General features: G+C 72.5%; 11 protein-coding genes. 3 read left to right on the top strand and 8 right to left on the bottom strand.

Annotated elements, in window-relative coordinates:
• Positions 1-8: 8 nt before the first annotated feature.
• Together ACTHK2_RS09740 and ACTHK2_RS09735 are read right to left on the bottom strand one after the other, a co-directional pair.
• Entirely contained in the window at positions 9-5,039 is a 5,031-nt protein-coding gene (locus ACTHK2_RS09740; protein ID WP_440245514.1) for a S8 family serine peptidase, read from the bottom strand.
• Between the two features lie 167 nt (positions 5,040-5,206).
• The gene (locus tag ACTHK2_RS09735) at positions 5,207-7,597 is read right to left on the bottom strand and encodes a winged helix-turn-helix domain-containing protein (RefSeq protein WP_440245513.1); all 2,391 of its coding nucleotides are present in this window, start codon (positions 7,595-7,597) and stop codon (positions 5,207-5,209) included.
• A 305-nt stretch (positions 7,598-7,902) separates the two neighbouring features.
• On the opposite strand from ACTHK2_RS09735, the gene hemP reads away from it, so the two are divergent.
• Together hemP and ACTHK2_RS09725 are read left to right on the top strand one after the other, a co-directional pair.
• On the top strand, positions 7,903-8,103 hold the full coding sequence (gene hemP, locus ACTHK2_RS09730; protein ID WP_440245512.1) for a hemin uptake protein HemP: 201 nt from the start codon (positions 7,903-7,905) through the stop codon (positions 8,101-8,103).
• Positions 8,104-8,136: 33 nt separating this feature from the next.
• Positions 8,137-8,778 (top strand): hypothetical protein, encoded by a 642-nt coding sequence (locus ACTHK2_RS09725; RefSeq protein ID WP_440245511.1) that lies wholly within the window; start codon positions 8,137-8,139, stop codon positions 8,776-8,778.
• Between the two features lie 24 nt (positions 8,779-8,802).
• Here ACTHK2_RS09725 and ACTHK2_RS09720 read toward each other — a convergent pair whose 3' ends face one another.
• Genes ACTHK2_RS09720 through bioB form a run of 5 tightly spaced genes read right to left on the bottom strand, consistent with a single transcriptional unit; the run spans position 8,803 to position 13,726 of the window.
• Positions 8,803-9,798 carry a multidrug resistance efflux transporter family protein gene (locus ACTHK2_RS09720; RefSeq protein ID WP_440245510.1) on the bottom strand — a complete coding sequence of 332 codons (996 nt, stop codon included), beginning with the start codon at positions 9,796-9,798 and terminating at the stop codon, positions 8,803-8,805.
• Complete coding sequence (gene bioC, locus ACTHK2_RS09715) at positions 9,795-10,655, bottom strand: malonyl-ACP O-methyltransferase BioC (protein ID WP_440245509.1); 861 nt, start codon at positions 10,653-10,655, stop codon at positions 9,795-9,797. The genes ACTHK2_RS09720 and bioC overlap by 4 nt, the downstream gene beginning before the upstream one ends.
• Positions 10,652-11,413, bottom strand: a complete 762-nt coding sequence (gene bioH / locus ACTHK2_RS09710) for a pimeloyl-ACP methyl ester esterase BioH (protein ID WP_440245508.1) — start codon at positions 11,411-11,413, stop codon at positions 10,652-10,654. The genes bioC and bioH overlap by 4 nt, the downstream gene beginning before the upstream one ends.
• Before the next feature lie 11 nt (positions 11,414-11,424).
• Positions 11,425-12,684 (bottom strand): 8-amino-7-oxononanoate synthase, encoded by a 1,260-nt coding sequence (gene bioF / locus ACTHK2_RS09705; protein WP_440245507.1) that lies wholly within the window; start codon positions 12,682-12,684, stop codon positions 11,425-11,427.
• 28 nt (positions 12,685-12,712) lie between these two features.
• A complete protein-coding gene (bioB, locus tag ACTHK2_RS09700) occupies positions 12,713-13,726 on the bottom strand; it encodes a biotin synthase BioB (protein ID WP_440245506.1) in 1,014 nt (337 codons plus the stop codon).
• 110 nt (positions 13,727-13,836) lie between these two features.
• Between bioB and ACTHK2_RS09695 the strand changes: the two genes are divergently transcribed.
• A complete protein-coding gene (locus ACTHK2_RS09695) occupies positions 13,837-14,556 on the top strand; it encodes a double zinc ribbon domain-containing protein (RefSeq protein ID WP_440245505.1) in 720 nt (239 codons plus the stop codon).
• Between the two features lie 84 nt (positions 14,557-14,640).
• Here ACTHK2_RS09695 and ubiA read toward each other — a convergent pair whose 3' ends face one another.
• Positions 14,641-15,624, bottom strand: a complete 984-nt coding sequence (gene ubiA / locus ACTHK2_RS09690; protein WP_440245504.1) for a 4-hydroxybenzoate octaprenyltransferase — start codon at positions 15,622-15,624, stop codon at positions 14,641-14,643.
• Between the last annotated feature and the right edge of the window lie 192 nt (positions 15,625-15,816).

The following is a 15,816-nucleotide window of genomic DNA, read 5'->3' as shown; positions in this document are numbered from 1 at the left end:
TACGTCGTTCAGTCGAAGCCGTCGGCGAAGATCGCGTCGGCGCCCCCGCCGACCTGCATCGTCACCGGCACGACGAGCGTGGTCGTCGCGCTCGCGAGGCACATCGAACCGCCGTAAACGCCGTCTGCGTGGCTCGTGGCATCGAACAGCGCCTGCAGCGTCTGCATCGCGTCGGACCCGATGTGCCCGGACGCGGGCGCGAGCGCCAGCCAGTCGACCGGCACTGCGTTCGCGCCGCACGGATCGCTCGCGCGCGTGTCGAGTTCGAGGATCAGGTGGACCCAGTCGAAGCCGGCTTCGGGGTAGGCGAGCGGCTCGTCGACGCCGCAGTCGTGCGCGGCCCAGTAGGCCGGCGCGATCTCGCCGTCGCTGTTGCCGCCCGGAAAGAACGTGCTCGCGCCGGCCACGCCCGAGGGCACGTGGATCTCGGCGACGAGCACGCTGTCGCCGGCGACGTGCAGCGGCGTGTCGAACGTGACGCTGATGCGCTCGAGGCTCGTGTCGGCGACGTCGATCGTCTTCTCCGCGAGCAGCTCGAGGTTCGCGAACGTGAACTCGCCGTGCAGCGCGTGTACGCGCACCGTGACCGGTTGCGAGCCCGTCGCCGACATCGCCGAGTCGACCGCGAAGGTGACGCCGCGCACCGTCGTTTCCATCACGGGCGCGCCGCGCGTGGCGAGGTCGAAGCGGCGCAGGTAACGATTGTCGAGCGTGTAGCCGGTCGGCGGGTTGATGCAGGCGAAGCTCGTGTCCTGCGTCGGCGTCGGGCTCGTCGTTTGCACGAGCGGCACCGGCGTAGGCACGGCCGGATCGCCGCCGACGCGCAGGCTCCAATCGGTCGGCGCTGCGCCGGTGTTGAGCAGGTCGAACGCGATCGCCATTGACTGCCCCGCGGCGACGTTGCCGACCGGCGCCGCCGGATCGGTGCCGAGGCACGGCTGCAGCGCGCGCAGGTCGATGTCCGCCGGCGTGTCGTTGCCGGCGACGACCGCGAACGCCTGCGTCACGGGCTGGTGCGCCGGCGCTTCGACCGTGAGGGTGAACGGTCCGTGCGAGGCCTCGACCCAGTAGCGGTACGCGCCGTCGTCGCCCGTCGTTGTCGTGTAGCTTTCGCCGGTCGCGGCATGGATCGCGATCGTCGCGCCCGCGAGTGCGGCCGGGTGCGCATCGCACGCACCCAGGCCGCGCACGGCGCCGACGAGCGCGCCGTAGCTCGCCGGTGCAGTGACCGTCATCGTCGCTTCAACGTCGCCGAACGGCCAATCGTAGGGCGTGTCTTCGGCGACGCGGATCGGCACGCGGTACACGCCCGGCTGCGCGAGTTCGCGCGCATCGAACAGGATGTCGAGCGCACGGCTCCCGCCCACGGCGAGCGTGCCGTGATCGGGCGTGACGTCGAGCAGGACATTCGCATTGATCGACTCGAACAGGTGCACCTGGTCGATGATCACCGAGCCCCACGGTGGCGTGCCGGTGTAGTGGAAGCGCACGCGCACGTCGGACGCGCCGGCGAATGCGCTGAGGTCGAGTTCGATCAATGCGCCGGGCCCGCTACCATTGTTCTCGCGCGTTTCGCTGTGGACGGTCGTCCACGTCGCGCCGCCGTCGGCCGAGGCGTCGATGTCCAGGCGAGGAGCGTTGTCGGCGCCTTCGAACAGCGACAGGAAGAATCCGACCGACGCCGTATGGCTGGCCGATAGATCGAGCGGCGGCGACACGAGCGCGGTATCGGACGCTTCGCCGCCCCAGCACGGATAGAGGTCGACCATCGCCGCGCGCCCGTCGCCGCCCGCGGTGTTCCATGCCTGCGCGGGATCGAGCGCGCTCCACGGACATCCGTCGCCGACCGTGACGATGTCCCAGCCTGCGGGCGGGAACGTCGCGACTTCGAAGTGCTCTTCGATCGCGGGGCCTTCGAAGCCGAACGCGAGCGGCGCCGTGCCGCTGTTGTCGGCGGTCAGCGATGCATGCGCGGTGGTGCCGAGCTCGACCGTCGCGGCCGGTGCCGCCGGATACAGGCGCAGCCGTCCTGCAGGCAGTGCGAGGTCTACGCGCGAGGTGGCGCCGTTCGTGACATTCGCCGACGCCGACGCTTCGCCGTAGCCCGCCGGCAGCGTCCCGCGCGTCGCGGTGACGCCCGGCGTGCCGCCCGGTGCGTGCGCGGCGAAGAAGCCGCTGCCGACACCCGGATCGTCGCTGCGCAGGGTCGCGACGGCGGTGCCGCCGGCGATGCGCACCTCGGCGCCGTCGAGGCCGAGGCCCGTATTCGCGTCGCGCACGTGGCCGACGACGAGGCCGCCGCTTGCCGGCGGAGTGCACGCGCCGACCACGCGCACGTCGTCGATCGCCCACGGTCCGCCGAGGCGCGGCTCGTTGTCGCTGCTGCCGTCGTCGGAATGGAAGCGCAGGCGCACGCCGCTCGCTGCCGCGGCCGACAGCGCGAGCGTCTCGTCGGTCCAGGTGACGCGCTCGTACGCCGACTTCGGTGCGCCGAGGGCGTTCCAGCTCGTGCCGCCGTCGGTGCTCGCCTCGACACGCGCGTGGCCGCCGGTGTCGACGTAGTAGCTGCGATACCGCAGCACCGGGCTGGCGATCGCGAGGTTCAGCGCAGGCAATTGCAGGTAGTCGCTGCGGCCGTCGTTGTCCAAGCCTTCGCCGGCGCCGAGTTCGTCGTTGGCGGCGGCGAAGCGCCCGTGCGCGGGAATCGGGAAGATCGAGGCACTCGTTTCGCTGCTGTCGCCGAAAAGCCAGCCGAGGCCCGCGCTCGAGCGGCTCCATCCGGGCGGCGGCGCGCTGCCGTTGTCTTCGAAGGTTTCGGCGAGCACGTTCGACGCGTAGGTGTAACCCGGCGCCTCGCACGCGATGAGGTCGGCGTCGAGTGCGAAGTCCTGCTCCGCGGCCGCGGCCACCGAAGCGAGCTCGCGCGATGCCGCCTGATAGCCGGCGACATCGCTCGCGACGTCGAAGCGATAGGGGCGTCCCTCGGGCAGGCGCACCGAATAGCGCCCGCTCACGGGATCGCTCCACACCGGCCCGTCGGGATAGCCAGAGATCGTGATCTTCGCGTGCAGCGGCCAGCCAGTCGCCGCATCGACGACGCGGCCGGCCACCTTGACCATCGGCGCCGTCGCGAGCACGACGTCGTGCAATGTCGTCGCATCGGCCTGCACGCGCACGCCGCCTTCGCTCGACGGCAGGTAGCCGTAGGCGGAGACGCGCACGGTGTAACCGCCGCCTGCGTCGACCGGCATCCGGCGCACGTAGCGGCCGTCGATGCCGCTCGTCGCCTGGTAGACGCGCACGTTCTCGTCGACGAACACCTCGATCTTCGCGCCCGCGATCGGCGTGCCCGTGGCGCTCTCCACACGGCCGCGGATGAACCCCTGCGGTCCGCACGCGTGCGCGGCGGCGTCGACGGCGCGTGGCGCGTCGACCTCGCCCCAGCCGGTCGCGTAGTTCGGCAGGTTGCCGATGCCGGGCGGCGGCGAGCCGCCGCTCGCGTAGTCGATCGGCCGGGCGGTCTGCATGAGGATGCCGCCGAGCGCCGCGTAGTCGCCGCGCAGGCATTCGCCCGCTTCGAGCATGAGCGCGACGAGGCCGGCGATGTGCGGCGCGGACATCGACGTGCCGGTCATCGTCGCGTAGCCATCGCCGCCGTCGATCGCGGAGAGGATGTCGACGCCGGGCGCGACGACCTGCGGCTTCATCGTCGGATAGCCGCGCGGGTCGGGGTAGTCGGGCAGGCCCGCGCTCGCCTCCAGGCCAGGGCCCCACAACGAATGCGGTGCGTAGGCACCGTCGTGGTTGCCGGTCGAGCCGACCGCGAACGCGCTGCCGAGCGAATCCGGGCTCGTCACCGTCGACAGGCCCGGCGGCTCGGGCAGGCCGCAGTTGCCCGCGTTGCCCGCAGCGAACACCGGGAAGATGCCCGCGGCGACCCAGGCCTCGACGACGTCGCGGTAGAAGTCGTCGGCGCTGCCGTCGCAGAGGGAGTAGCTGCCCCACGAGTTGTTGACGACCTGCGGGCGCAGGTCCGGGTTCGGCGCGCTGCCGTCCGTCTTCGTCGGAGCGAGCATGAACTCGCCGCACGCGGGCAGCGCGAATTCGCTCCCCTTGATCGGGAGGCCCAGGCAGGCGATCCAGCGCGCGCCCGGCGCGACGCCGGTGCGGCGGCGCAGCTGCGCGTCGCCTGCGCCGTTGTCGCCGACGACCGTGCCGGTCACGTGGGTACCGTGGCCTTGGCCCTGCGAGCCGTCGGGCTCGCTCGTCTCCAGCAGAGGCGCGTACCAGTTGTAATCGTGCACGAAGCCGCCCGCGCCGAGGTTGCCGCGATACTGCTGCACGACGGCTTCATGCCGGTAGAACACGCCGTCGTCGATGATGCCGACGGTGACGCCGTCGCCGGTGGTGCCGTCGTTCCAGACGTGATCGGCGCCGATCCAGGCGACGTTGTCGGTTGCGCCGTCGGCGTCGTGGGGCCGCGCCGCGGTGCGCACGGCCGGATGCTCGGGCGCGATCAGTTCAGCCTTCGGCAGCTCGCGGATGCGCGCGACGCCGGGTGATTGCGCGACGCGCTGCAAGGTCTGCATGTCGCCCTGCTCGACGAGGATCGTGTTCTTGATCCAGTACGCATGGAACGCGACGCCGCGTTCGCGCAGCAGGCGCCGCACGACCGCCTGGCTGCGCTCGGCGGTGTCGCGCAGGCGTTCGTAGACGTAGCGGCCGCGTGCGGTCCAGTCGAGCGAGCGAGCGGCGGAAAGATCCGCGCGCTCGCGGAACTCGATCGCGAAGCCGCTGCGCTCGCCCGCGGCGAGCCGGCGTTGCAGCGCCGGTGCAATCTCGATCGAGGTCGTCGCGGGGTTGCCGGGCGCGGCCGCGCTGCCGCGGATCTGCGCCGCGGGCGTGCGCACCGCGCCGGTCGAGGCGAGCAGGCCGTTGCAGAACACGAGCAGGGCGGCGCCGAGCATGGGCGACAGGAAGCGGCCGGGCAGGCGTGGGCGGCGGGCGCGCGCCGGGCGCGCGGATGCGACATCGTGCATGGAACTCTCTCGTCGGTTTCGGCGGCGGGACGCGCATGTCGACGAGGGCGCGATGCCGATCGTCGCCGAGTCCCAGTCGCGCAGGCTAGGCGAGCGGACCTGCGCTTCGCATTCGCGAACCCTTTGCGTGTCCTGTGCTGCCGCTGAAAAGCAGCTGCGACAACGCTTTAGCGCGCGGCGGTGCGCACCGGCTCACGCGTGAGCTCGTCCGGCACGACGCGTTCGCCGGCGAGGCGGCGCGCCTGTCCGAGTGCCTCGCGCCAGGGTTCGACCTGCGCGAGCGCGTGGTAGAGGCGCACCTGCAGCAGCGCGGCGTCGTAGCTCCGTGCCGCCCAGCTCGCCATGCGCGCGGCGACCGGCCCGGCGCGGGCGAGTTCGCCCCGTGCGAGCATTGCCTGCGCATAGGCCATGCTCACGCGCAGCACGTCTTCGGGCACACGCTGGCGCTCGGCCTGCGCGAGCGCGGCGGCGAAATCCGCATCCGCCCGCGCGGCCGCGCCGCTCGCCGCGGCGTGTTCGGCACGCGCGAGCACGGCATAGAGCCCGGCGACCGGCGCTCCGTCGCCTCCGGCCCAGCGCGCGAACGCGTCGACGTCGTCACGCGCGGCCGCGACGTCGCCCCGCGCGAGGCGCGCGCGTACGAGCGTGAGCCAGGCGCCCGCCTGCTCGCGCGGCGTTTCCGCCTGCCAGCTCGTCTTCAGCACGTCGGCCGCCTCGTTCGCCGCGACAGCCGAATCGCCGCGGGCGAGCGCCTCGCGCGCGCCGATGATGCGCGCGGAGCCGAGCAACGGCGCGTCGCCCGCGCGCGTCGCGTCGGCGACGACGCCGTCGAGCAGGGCATGTGCTTCGCCGAGGCGGCCGTTGGCCGCGAGCACGTCGACGCGGGCGAGCGTCGCGTAGCGCTTCCATTGCGGATTCGGCTCGCGCTCGACGAGTTCGCGCAGGCGCGACTCGCCGGCGAGCGCCTCGGCCACGTCGAGCTGGTAGAGCCTGGCGTACGCCGCCGCGACGCGCGCGAACAGCTCGCTCGTGAGGTCATGGAAATTCGCGAGCTGGTCGGCGCCGCGCTCGAGCAGCGGCAGCGCTTCGGCATAGCGGTCGCGCCGCGCCTCCAGGATGCCGAGGTTGGCATCGATGCGCGCGAGGCCGAGCCGGTCGCCCACGCTCTCGAGCACGACGCGCGCCTGCGCGAAATCGGCGACCGATTCGTCGAAGCGAAACATCGCGCTGCGCGCGATCGCGCGGCCGGTCAGCGCGCGACCGAGTTCGGGCGACGGCGATGCGTCGCCGAGCAGTGCTATGACGCTGCCCGCGATGCGTTCGACCGTCGCGTAGTCGTCGCGGCGCAGCGCGACGTTGCCGAGACCGTTGAGCACGCGCGCGCGGAACAGCGGGTCGTCGCCGGACGATCCCGCGGCGAGCAGCGACTCGAACGTCGCCTGCGCGGCATCGAGGCGGCCACTGCGAAAATCGATGCCGGCGCGGCGGAAGCGCACGTCTGGGCGCGCGGCCTGCTCCGCATCGAGCGTGTCGAGCAGCGCACGCGCGGTGTCGGGCTGGTCGGCGAGCATCGCGGCCTCGGCCTGTTGCAGCACGCCATCCAGCGCGCGTTCGCGCGGCGAGCTGAGGTCGTCCTCGTGCGGCGGCACGAGGCCGAGCTGGGTCGCGGTGCGATCGGCGGCGATGCGCGCGGCTTCGAGCAGGTCGCGCGCGTCGCCTTCGACGAACAGTGGCGGCGTGCGTCCGTGCAGGCTCTGGACGCTCACGCGCCAGGAGCCGCCCGACTGGCTGGCGCGCGCACGCAGTATGAGCGCGGCGGCCGATGCGCCGGCAATCGCCTGCAACTGCGCCGCGTCGGGTTCGCTGCTGCCGAGATCGCGCGCGAGCGGGATCACGTTGTCGCTCGGCACCATCGCCTGGCCCGCGCTGCGCAGCCGGTCGGCGATGAGTTCCATCGCGCCGAGCCGCGCCCACGCGTACTTCGCATCGGCATCGACCGCGACCGGCAGCAGCAGGGCGACGTTCGCGTGCGTGCGCGGCGGTGCCGGCGTGCGCGGCCACCACACGGCGACGGCGAGCAGCAGCACGGCCGAAGCACCGGCGAACATCGCCGCGAGTACGCGGCGGGCGCGCCGTGGACGCGCGGCCGCAATCGTGACGTCGAGTGCACCGCGCTCGTCCGCATCCGGCACCGATCCTGCCGGTTCACGGGGCGTCGGGCCGCCGTCTTGTGCGCGCGCCGCGTCGATCGTCTCGACCGGCGCGACCCACGCGTAGCCGAAGCGCGGCACCGTGCGGATCATCCGCCGCGATTCGTCGGTATCGCCGAGCGTGCGCCGCGCCCGCAGCATCACCTGGTCGAGCAGGTTGTCGCTGACCTCGCTGCGTCCCCACACCGCAGCCATGAGCTCGTCGCGCCCGACCGCACGATCGCGATGCTCGATCAGGTAGGCGATGCAGTCGAACGCCTTCGGCGGCAGCGCGAGCAGTGCACCACCACGCCAGAGTTCGCGCCGCGCAGGATCGAGCCGGAAGTCATCGAAGCGAAACTGGTGCAAGCGCGGCGATCCCGACGGTCGTGTTCGAAGCGGGCGGACGTTACGCGCGCCCGGCAGCGGATGGTAACGGCGAACCGTCCGTTCGGCTCCCGCGTGGCGTGGCGCGGTGACGGCGGCAGCGTCGCGATTTCCTGGCCCGATGACCACGGATGGCTCGTCGGTTTGCATTTTTTTGCCGCAGGCCGTACGCGGCGGGGAGAGGGCACTCAAGGCGCCGCCGTGGGTGGCGCAGCCAACGAATCAATGCGTTGACATTCAAATGAGAATCATTATCATCAACGGCGCCCATAGAAGGAGCGATGGCCATGCTCGACTCGATTGCTGCACAGGCGCCGTCCACGGAGCCGACCGTCATCTTGCCGGATCGACCGGCCGCACCGCTGCGCGCGGCACGCATCAGCAGTAGCGTGCTGCTCGGTCGCGGGCGCGAGCTCGTGATCGAGCATGCGGGGCAGGAATATCACCTTCGCCTCACGCGCAACGACAAGCTCATCCTCACCAAGTAGCGCCTGCCGCGAAGCGCCCTCGATGCGACGACGATGAACATCTTCGACGACACCCGCGACATCGACGGACCCCTGCCGAACGAAGGACCGCCGTATTCACCGCCCGCCGTGCGCACATCGCGCGGTCTGGACCTCGCGCGGCTCGCCGACGCCCTGCCGAAGCTCGGCACGGTACTCTGGCTCGAGCGACGGCTGCCCGCAGCGGCGCTCGCGCCGGGCCTGCGGTCGCGCGGCGTCGTGTTGCTCGATCATCCCGCGCTCGCGGTGCTCGCACGCTGCAGCGACGTCAGCGCGTGCGAAGCGGTCACGCCGAACGGGCCGCGCGAGTGGCTCGCGTTCGCGAGCGACGACGGCGAGCCGCGCGCGAAGCTGTTCCTGCTGCCCGACAGCGACTATCTCGCCTGGGACCAGATGACCGCGCAATGCCGCAGCCCGACGGGCGACGCTCCGGTGTCCCGCTGGAGCGCGCACGCGGCATTCCTGCGCAGTGCGCTCGCGCGCATCGCCGGCGGCTGGCGCGCGCGCCTGCTCGCGTTCGAGCAGCGGCGCCTGCCGTGGCTGTGCACGCTCGATGCGCGCCCGCCCTTGCGCATCTCGCTGCTCGGCCTCGACCTCGCGCGCGCGATCGCACGCGACGAGGGCGCCGAACTCGTCTCGCCATTGCACGCAGCCTGATCCGCCGCGGCGCGCGGATGCCACTCACGCGCCGCGATCGCAGTGCAACGCGCGCGTCGCGCGTCGATCACCCGCGGCACGGCGCCCGACCAGCACGCCGAGTGCGACGATGCCGGCGACGACGAGCACGGCGCCGAACGCGGCCCAGCCGTGCGGCACCGCTTCGCCGAGGAAGAGCACGCCGAGCACGCTCGAGAACAGCAGCTCGGCCGCCTGCATCGCCTCGACCGCGCCGAGCGCGGCGGGGTCGTCCTGCACCATCGCGGTCGCGCGGAAGAACAGGATCGTCGCGATCGTGCCGGTGAGCAGCGCGACGCCGGCCGCGAGCAGCACCTGCATCAGGGGCGGCGTACCCGCGGCGTGACCCGCGTACGCCACGACGAACCACCAGAACGGCTGGCTCGCGAGCGTCATGCCGAACACGCGCTGGGTCGCGTCGAGCTGTTCCCCGGTACGTTCCAGATGCAGCAGGATCGCGCGATTGCCCAGCGGATACAGGAACGCGGACAACGCGACCGCGCCGAGCGCGAGCCAGGCGCCGCGATCGAGCCGGCCGTGGAAATGCGCGCCCTGCATGAGCGCGACGCCGAGCACGATCAGCGCGCCGAACGCGAGCGCGGCGAGCGGCAGGCGCGCCCGCGCGTCGCGATACAGCAGTGGCGCGAGCAGCATGCCGGCGATCACGGTGAGCTGGAACGTGCCGGCGACGAGCCACGCCGGCGCGAACGCGGCGGCCCAGGTGAGGCAGACGCAGAAGAGGCCGAAGCCGACGCCGCTCCACGCGAGCCAGGCGAACGGATGCGTGCGCAGCGCCGACCACACCGCGCCGAAGCCGCCGCGCCAGGCGAGCACGCACGCGAGCATCGGCAAGGTCAGGAGATAACGCAGCGAAGCCGACCACGCCCAATGGCCGCCGCCGGTCGCCATCGCGCGGTTGAGCACGTAGGTCGCGGTGAAGAACAGCGCCGCGGCGAGGCCGAGCGCGACCGCGACGAGTCCGTGCCCGCGCCGCGCGCTCATCGACGCCGGCTGCCGCGCAGCCGTTCGATCGGGAAACTCGCGACGTCGCCGCCGCGCTCGCGGCGTGGCTGCCCGGGTGCCGGCGCGCGCGCGATCGCGTAGACGACCTCGTAGGTCGCCGGCAGCACGCCGTCGACGCGGAACGGCTCGTAGGCCGCCTCGACGCGCGCGAGATGCGCCTTGCCGGTCAGCGTGCGCTGGCGCTGCACGTCGGCATTGGTGGCGCCGATCGCACGCAGCTCGCGCATGAGCCCGCGCAGGTCGGCGTAGGTGAGCACGAAATCCTCGCGCTCCATGACCGGGTCGCGAAAGCCGCTCGCGAGCAGGCCGTCGCCGATGTCGTGCATGTCGATGAAGCGGCTCACGTGCGGCGTGCGATCGACCTCGGCGAACGCCGCACGCAGTTCCTTGAGCGTGTCCGGGCCGAAGGTCGAGAACAGCAGTAGGCCTTCTGGACGCAGCACGCGGCGGAACTCGGCGAGCGCGAGGCCGGGATCGTCGCACCACTGCAGGCACAGGCTCGAGTGCACGAGGTCGACGCTCGCGTCGGCGAGCGGCAATGCCTGCGCATCGGCACCGATGCGCGGGAACGCGGTATCCACTTCGCGCAGCATCGGCAGCGCGAGGTCGAGCGCGATGATCGATGCATCGGGATAGCGCGCGCGCAGCGCGACGCAGCCTTCACCCGGGCCGCAGCCGACGTCGACGATGCGCTGCGGCGCGAAATCCGCGACCTCGTCGAGATGTTCGCGCAGGCGCAGCCCGACTTCCGCCTGCAGCGGCGAGTGTGCGGCGTAGCTCGCCGCGGCGCGGCCGAAGGCGCGGCGGATATGTGCGCGATCGAGGCCCGCGCTCATGCGGGCAGCCCCGCCGCGAATTCGATGAGCGCATCGGTGATCGCGGGTGCGAACTCGAGGAACGGCGCATGCCCGCTGTTGAACTCGAGCGCACGCGCGTGCGGTGCGTGCGCGGCGGCCCACTGCAGCGCACCGGGCGGTACGAGGCGGTCGCGCCGGCCGCCGATCCACAGGCTCGGCATCGCGAGGCTCTCTAGCGACTCGCGCAGGTCGTTCGCAGCGAGTGCGGCGAGGCCGTCGCAGAGCGCCTCGAGACGCGGCTCGCCGCGAGCGAATACGAGCTGGCGCAGTTCCCGCAGCTGGGCCTGCGCATGCGGCGAGCCGAGCGTTTCCAGCGCAAGGAACCGCTCGATCGCATGCCGGTAGCGCGCATGCAGCTCGTCGGCGAACTCACCGAAGACGGTCGCGGCGACGCCATGCGGCCAGTCCGGCGCGGCGACGAAGCGCGGGCTCGACGCGAGCATGACGAGGCCGCGCACCTGCGCCGGAACGTCGAGTGCAGCGCGCAGCGCGACGAGGCCGCCGAGCGACCAGCCGACCCAGAGCGCGCGCGGCGTCGCCGCGGTGATGCGGCGCGCACTGTCGGCGATGTCGAAGTGCACCTCCTCGCGCGCGAGTCCATGGCCGGGCAGGTCGACGAGGTGGACGCGGAAGTGTGGTTTGAGCGTGTCGAGCAGCGGCGCGAAGATGCCGCCGTGCATCGCCCAGCCGTGGATGAGCACGAGGTCGGCGCCCTCGCCGTGGATTTCGATGTGCATGTGGTCTCGGCTCAGGCCTTGCGTCCGCGGCCGCGCCGCGCGCGGACCGGAGGCGAGGGGTCGGGAACGGAAGGGGGCGCGGGTGCCGCGGCATCCGCATGCACCGACGCGCGCGCGCCCGCGAGCGCATCGAGCAAACGCTCGACGTCGCTTTCGGCATGGCGCACGGACAAGGCGACGCGCAGGCGCGCCTCGCCTTTCGGTACGGTGGGCGGGCGGATCGCGGGCACGAAGAATCCGGCCTCGGCGAGCCGCTGCGACAGCGCGAGCGCGGCTGCGCTGCCGCCGACCCGCACCGGCTGGATCGGCGTGCGCGAATCCAGCAACGCGATGCCACGCGCCGCCGCACCGGCGCGGAAGTGCGTCACGAGGCGCCGCAGATGGTCACGGCGCCAGCCTTCATGGCGCGCGACGTCGATCGCGACGCGCGCCGCCGCTGCGAGCGCGGGCGGCAACGCGGTCGTGTAGACGAACGTCCGCGCCGACTGCACGAGGCCGTCGACGAGCGTCGCGCTGCCGGCGACGAACGCGCCGGCGACGCCGAGTGCCTTGCCGAGCGTGCCCATCAGCACCGGCACGTCGTCCTGCGAGAGGCCCGCTTCGGCGACGCTGCCGGCGCCGTCGGCGCCGCGCACACCGAGGCCATGCGCATCGTCGACCATCAGCGTCGCGTGCCGTTCGCGCGCGAGCCACGCGAGTTCTTGCAGCGGCGCGACGTCGCCGTCCATGCTGAAAACGCCATCGGTCGCGAGCAGCGCGCCCGCTTCGGGCTCGGCCTCGAGCTGGCGCGCAGCGCTGGCGACGTCGCCGTGCACGTAGCGCTTGAGCGTGCAGCCGGCGAGGCGCGCCGCGTCGATGAGGCTTGCATGGTTGAGCTTGTCCTGCACGCAGACGTCGGCGGCGCCCGCCAAGGCGCCGACCGCGCCGAGGTTGGCCATGTAGCCGGTCGAGAACAGCAGTGCGCGCTCGCGCCCGGTCCAACGCGCGAGCGCGGCTTCGAGTTCCGCATGTTCGTCGCGGTGCCCGCCGAGGAGGTGCGCCGCGCCGGCACCAACCCCCCAGCGCGCGGCCGCGCGCGCGAGTGCCTCGCGCAGCGCCGGATGCTGCGCGAGGCCGAGGTAGTCGTTGCTCGCGAAGTCGAGCAGGCCGCGGCCATCGACGACGATCGTCGCGCCGTCGATCGCGTCGACGGTGCGCAAGCGGCGCAGCAGCGAGGCGCGCGCGCGTTCGGACTGCGCGTCGGCGAGTCGGGCGAGCAGGTCGGGGCGCATCGGCGTCGCCGTCGACGGTGGCCGCGGATCAGGCGACCGCTTCGGCAGCGCAGCGTTCGACGATGTCCGCGTGCACCGTGGTCGATTCGACCTCGACCTCGAGCGCATGGATGCCCAGGCGCGTGAACAGCGCCTGGTCATGTTCGACGTCGGGGTTGCCGGTGGTGAGCAGCTTCTCGCCGTAGAAGATCGAATTCGCGCCGGCGAGGAAGCACAGCGCCTGCAACTCGTCGCTCATCTCGGCGCGGCCGGCCGACAGGCGCACCATCGATTTCGGCATGACGATGCGCGCGGCCGCGATCGTGCGCACGAACTCGAACGGATCGAGCATCGTCGTGCCCGCGAGCGGCGTGCCGGCGACCTGCACGAGGCGGTTGATCGGCACCGAATCGGGGTGCGCGTGCAAGGTCGCGAGCGCATGCAGCAGCCCGGCGCGCTGCTCGCGCGATTCGCCCATGCCGACGATGCCGCCGCAGCAGGTCTTGAGTCCGGCGTCGCGCACATGACCGAGCGTGTCGAGGCGGTCCTGGTATTCGCGCGTGTGGATGATCTCGGAGTAGAACTCGGGCGCGCTGTCGAGGTTGTGGTTGTAGTAGTCGAGCCCGGCATGCTTGAGCGCGTGCGCCTGCGTTTCGCTGAGCATGCCGAGCGTCGCGCAGGTTTCCATGCCGAGCGCCTTGACCGCGCCGATCATCGCCGCGACCTTCGGAATGTCGCGGTCCTTCGGCGAGCGCCACGCGGCGCCCATGCAGAAGCGCGTCGCGCCGGCTGCCTTCGCCGCCTGCGCCTTGGCGAGCACGGCGTCGAGACCCATGAGCTTTTCCGCGTCCACGCCGGTCGCGTAGCGCGCGGCCTGCGGGCAATAGGCGCAGTCCTCGGGGCAGCCGCCGGTCTTGATCGACAGCAGGGTCGACACCTGCACCGCGTTCGGGTCGTGGTGTTCGCGATGCACGGCTTGCGCGCGCGCGACGAGGTCGGCGAACGGCAGGTCGAGCAGGGCGAGGATCTCGGCGCGGGTCCAGTCGTGGCGCAAGGCGGTCATGCGGAATCCGGAACGTCGTACAGGAAGGGGCTCAGGGGCGCGCTCGCGGCGTCGGCGCCCGGTGAGGCAGGCTCGGCAGTCTCGGCGTGGCGTGGGAGGCTGTCAACCGGATGGACGTCTTCGGGGTTGACGGCTGGCTCGACCGCGGCCTGCGCCTGCTGTTGCCGCCGCGCTGCCTGCTCTGCGGCGGCCAGGGCGCGGGGACGCGGGATCTGTGCGCCGGCTGCGCGGGCGATCTCGCGCCGAATGCGCCCTGCTGCCCCGGCTGCGCGCTGCCGCTGGCGACGCCCGCGCCGGCCTGCGGTGCCTGCCTCGCCCGCGCGCCACCGTTCGCCGCGGCCTGGGTCCCACTGCGCTACGAACATCCGCTCGACCTGCTCGAAGCGCGCTTCAAGTTCCACGCCGACCTCGCCGCCGGTCGGGTGCTCGCCGAACAGCTCGTCGACTGCGCGCGTCGCGCGCCGCCCGCACTGCCGCAGCTGGTCGTGCCGGTGCCGCTGCACACCGCGCGCCTGCGCGCGCGCGGCTACAAACAGGCGCTCGAACTCGCGCGACCGCTCGCGCGAGCGGTCGGCGTGCCGTTGCGCCACGACGTGCTGCTGCGCTCGCGCGCGACGCCTGCGCAGACCGGTCTCGATGCGAAGATGCGTCGGCGCAACCTGCGCGGCGCATTCGCGGTCGCGCCGGATTTCGCCTGGCCCGACCACGTCGCCTTGTTCGACGACGTCATGACGACCGGCGCGACCCTGCACGAAGCCGCCCGCACGCTGCGCCGCGCCGGCGTCGCCCGCGTCGATGCCTGGGCCCTCGCCCGCGCTCCACGCAGGTAGGTGGGCCGCAGCGGCGCGGCATCTGTGTGCCTGCGAGGCACTCGCCCGAGAGTGCCGCCGCGCGGACGACGCGCGTGTCCGCGATCAGCGGATCGCCAACGCGAACAACAGTCCGAGCCAGATGAGCAACCCGACGATGTTGTTGTTGCGGAACGCGGCGAAGCACGCACCGCGTTCGCGGTCGCGGATCAGCCACTGCTGCCAGCCGAACAGGCCCGCCGCGCCGGCGAGGCCGACGAAATACGGCCAGTCGAGGTGTACGCGCGTGCCGGCGAGCAGCATCGCGAACAGGAACGTCGCCATCAGCACGCCGATGATCACGCGATCGGCGTCGCCGAACAGGATCGCGGTCGACTTCGCGCCGACGCGCAGGTCCTCGTCGCGGTCGACCATCGCGTACTCGGTGTCGTAGACGACCGAGAACAGCACGTTGGCGAGGAACAGCAGCCAGCACAGCTGCGGCAGCGAATTGGTCACCGCCGCGAACGCCATCGGGATCGACCAGCCGAACGCCGCACCGAGCACGACCTGCGCGAGGTGGGTGACGCGCTTGGTGAACGGATACACCGCGGCGAGCGCGGCACCGACGAAGGCGAGTTTGATCGTCAGCGCGTTGGTGAACAGCACGAGCACGAACGCGAAGACGAGCAGGCCGACGAACAGGAGCAGGGCCTCCTTCTTCGTCACGCGCCCCGCCGCCATCGGCCGTCCGCGCGTGCGTTCGACGTGCGCGTCGAGCCAGCCGTGGTCGGCGTAGTCGTTGATCACGCAGCCGGCACTTCGCATGACGAACACGCCGAGCGTAAAGATCACGAGCGCGCCCGGCGGCGGGAAGTCGTTCGCCGCGAACCACAGTGCCCACCAGGTCGGCCACAGCAGCAGCAAGGCGCCGACCGGGCGGTCGAGGCGCATCAGCACGAGGTATTCGCGGATGCGCGCGCGGTGCGCGTCCGGGACGCAGCCGAGCAGCCAGTCGATGACGCGCGCACTGCGCGTGGACGTATCGGCCGGACGCGCCGGCACCGCGGCGCGCGGCGGCGGCTCGGCCTTGCGCGCGAACGAGGGCACGACCGCCGGCGCCTCGTCGGCGGGCGAGGCATCGGGTGTGGCGTGCGTCGTCGCCGGCGTGGGCCTCGGCGACGCCGTGCGGCGGGCTGGCGCCCGCGCGGCCGGCGCTGCAGCCGCGCGCACGTCGTCGCGCGCCGTCCCGCCCGCATCGGCGGGCGCGGCGGCCTTGCGCGCGCGCGGCGCACGTTTCGG

The organism is Dokdonella sp., from assembly GCF_051958935.1.
Classification (GTDB): Bacteria; Pseudomonadota; Gammaproteobacteria; order Xanthomonadales; family Rhodanobacteraceae; genus Dokdonella_A.
The sequence above is the reverse complement of the archived record's forward strand: the minus strand, read 5'-3'. Positions and strand labels throughout refer to the sequence as shown.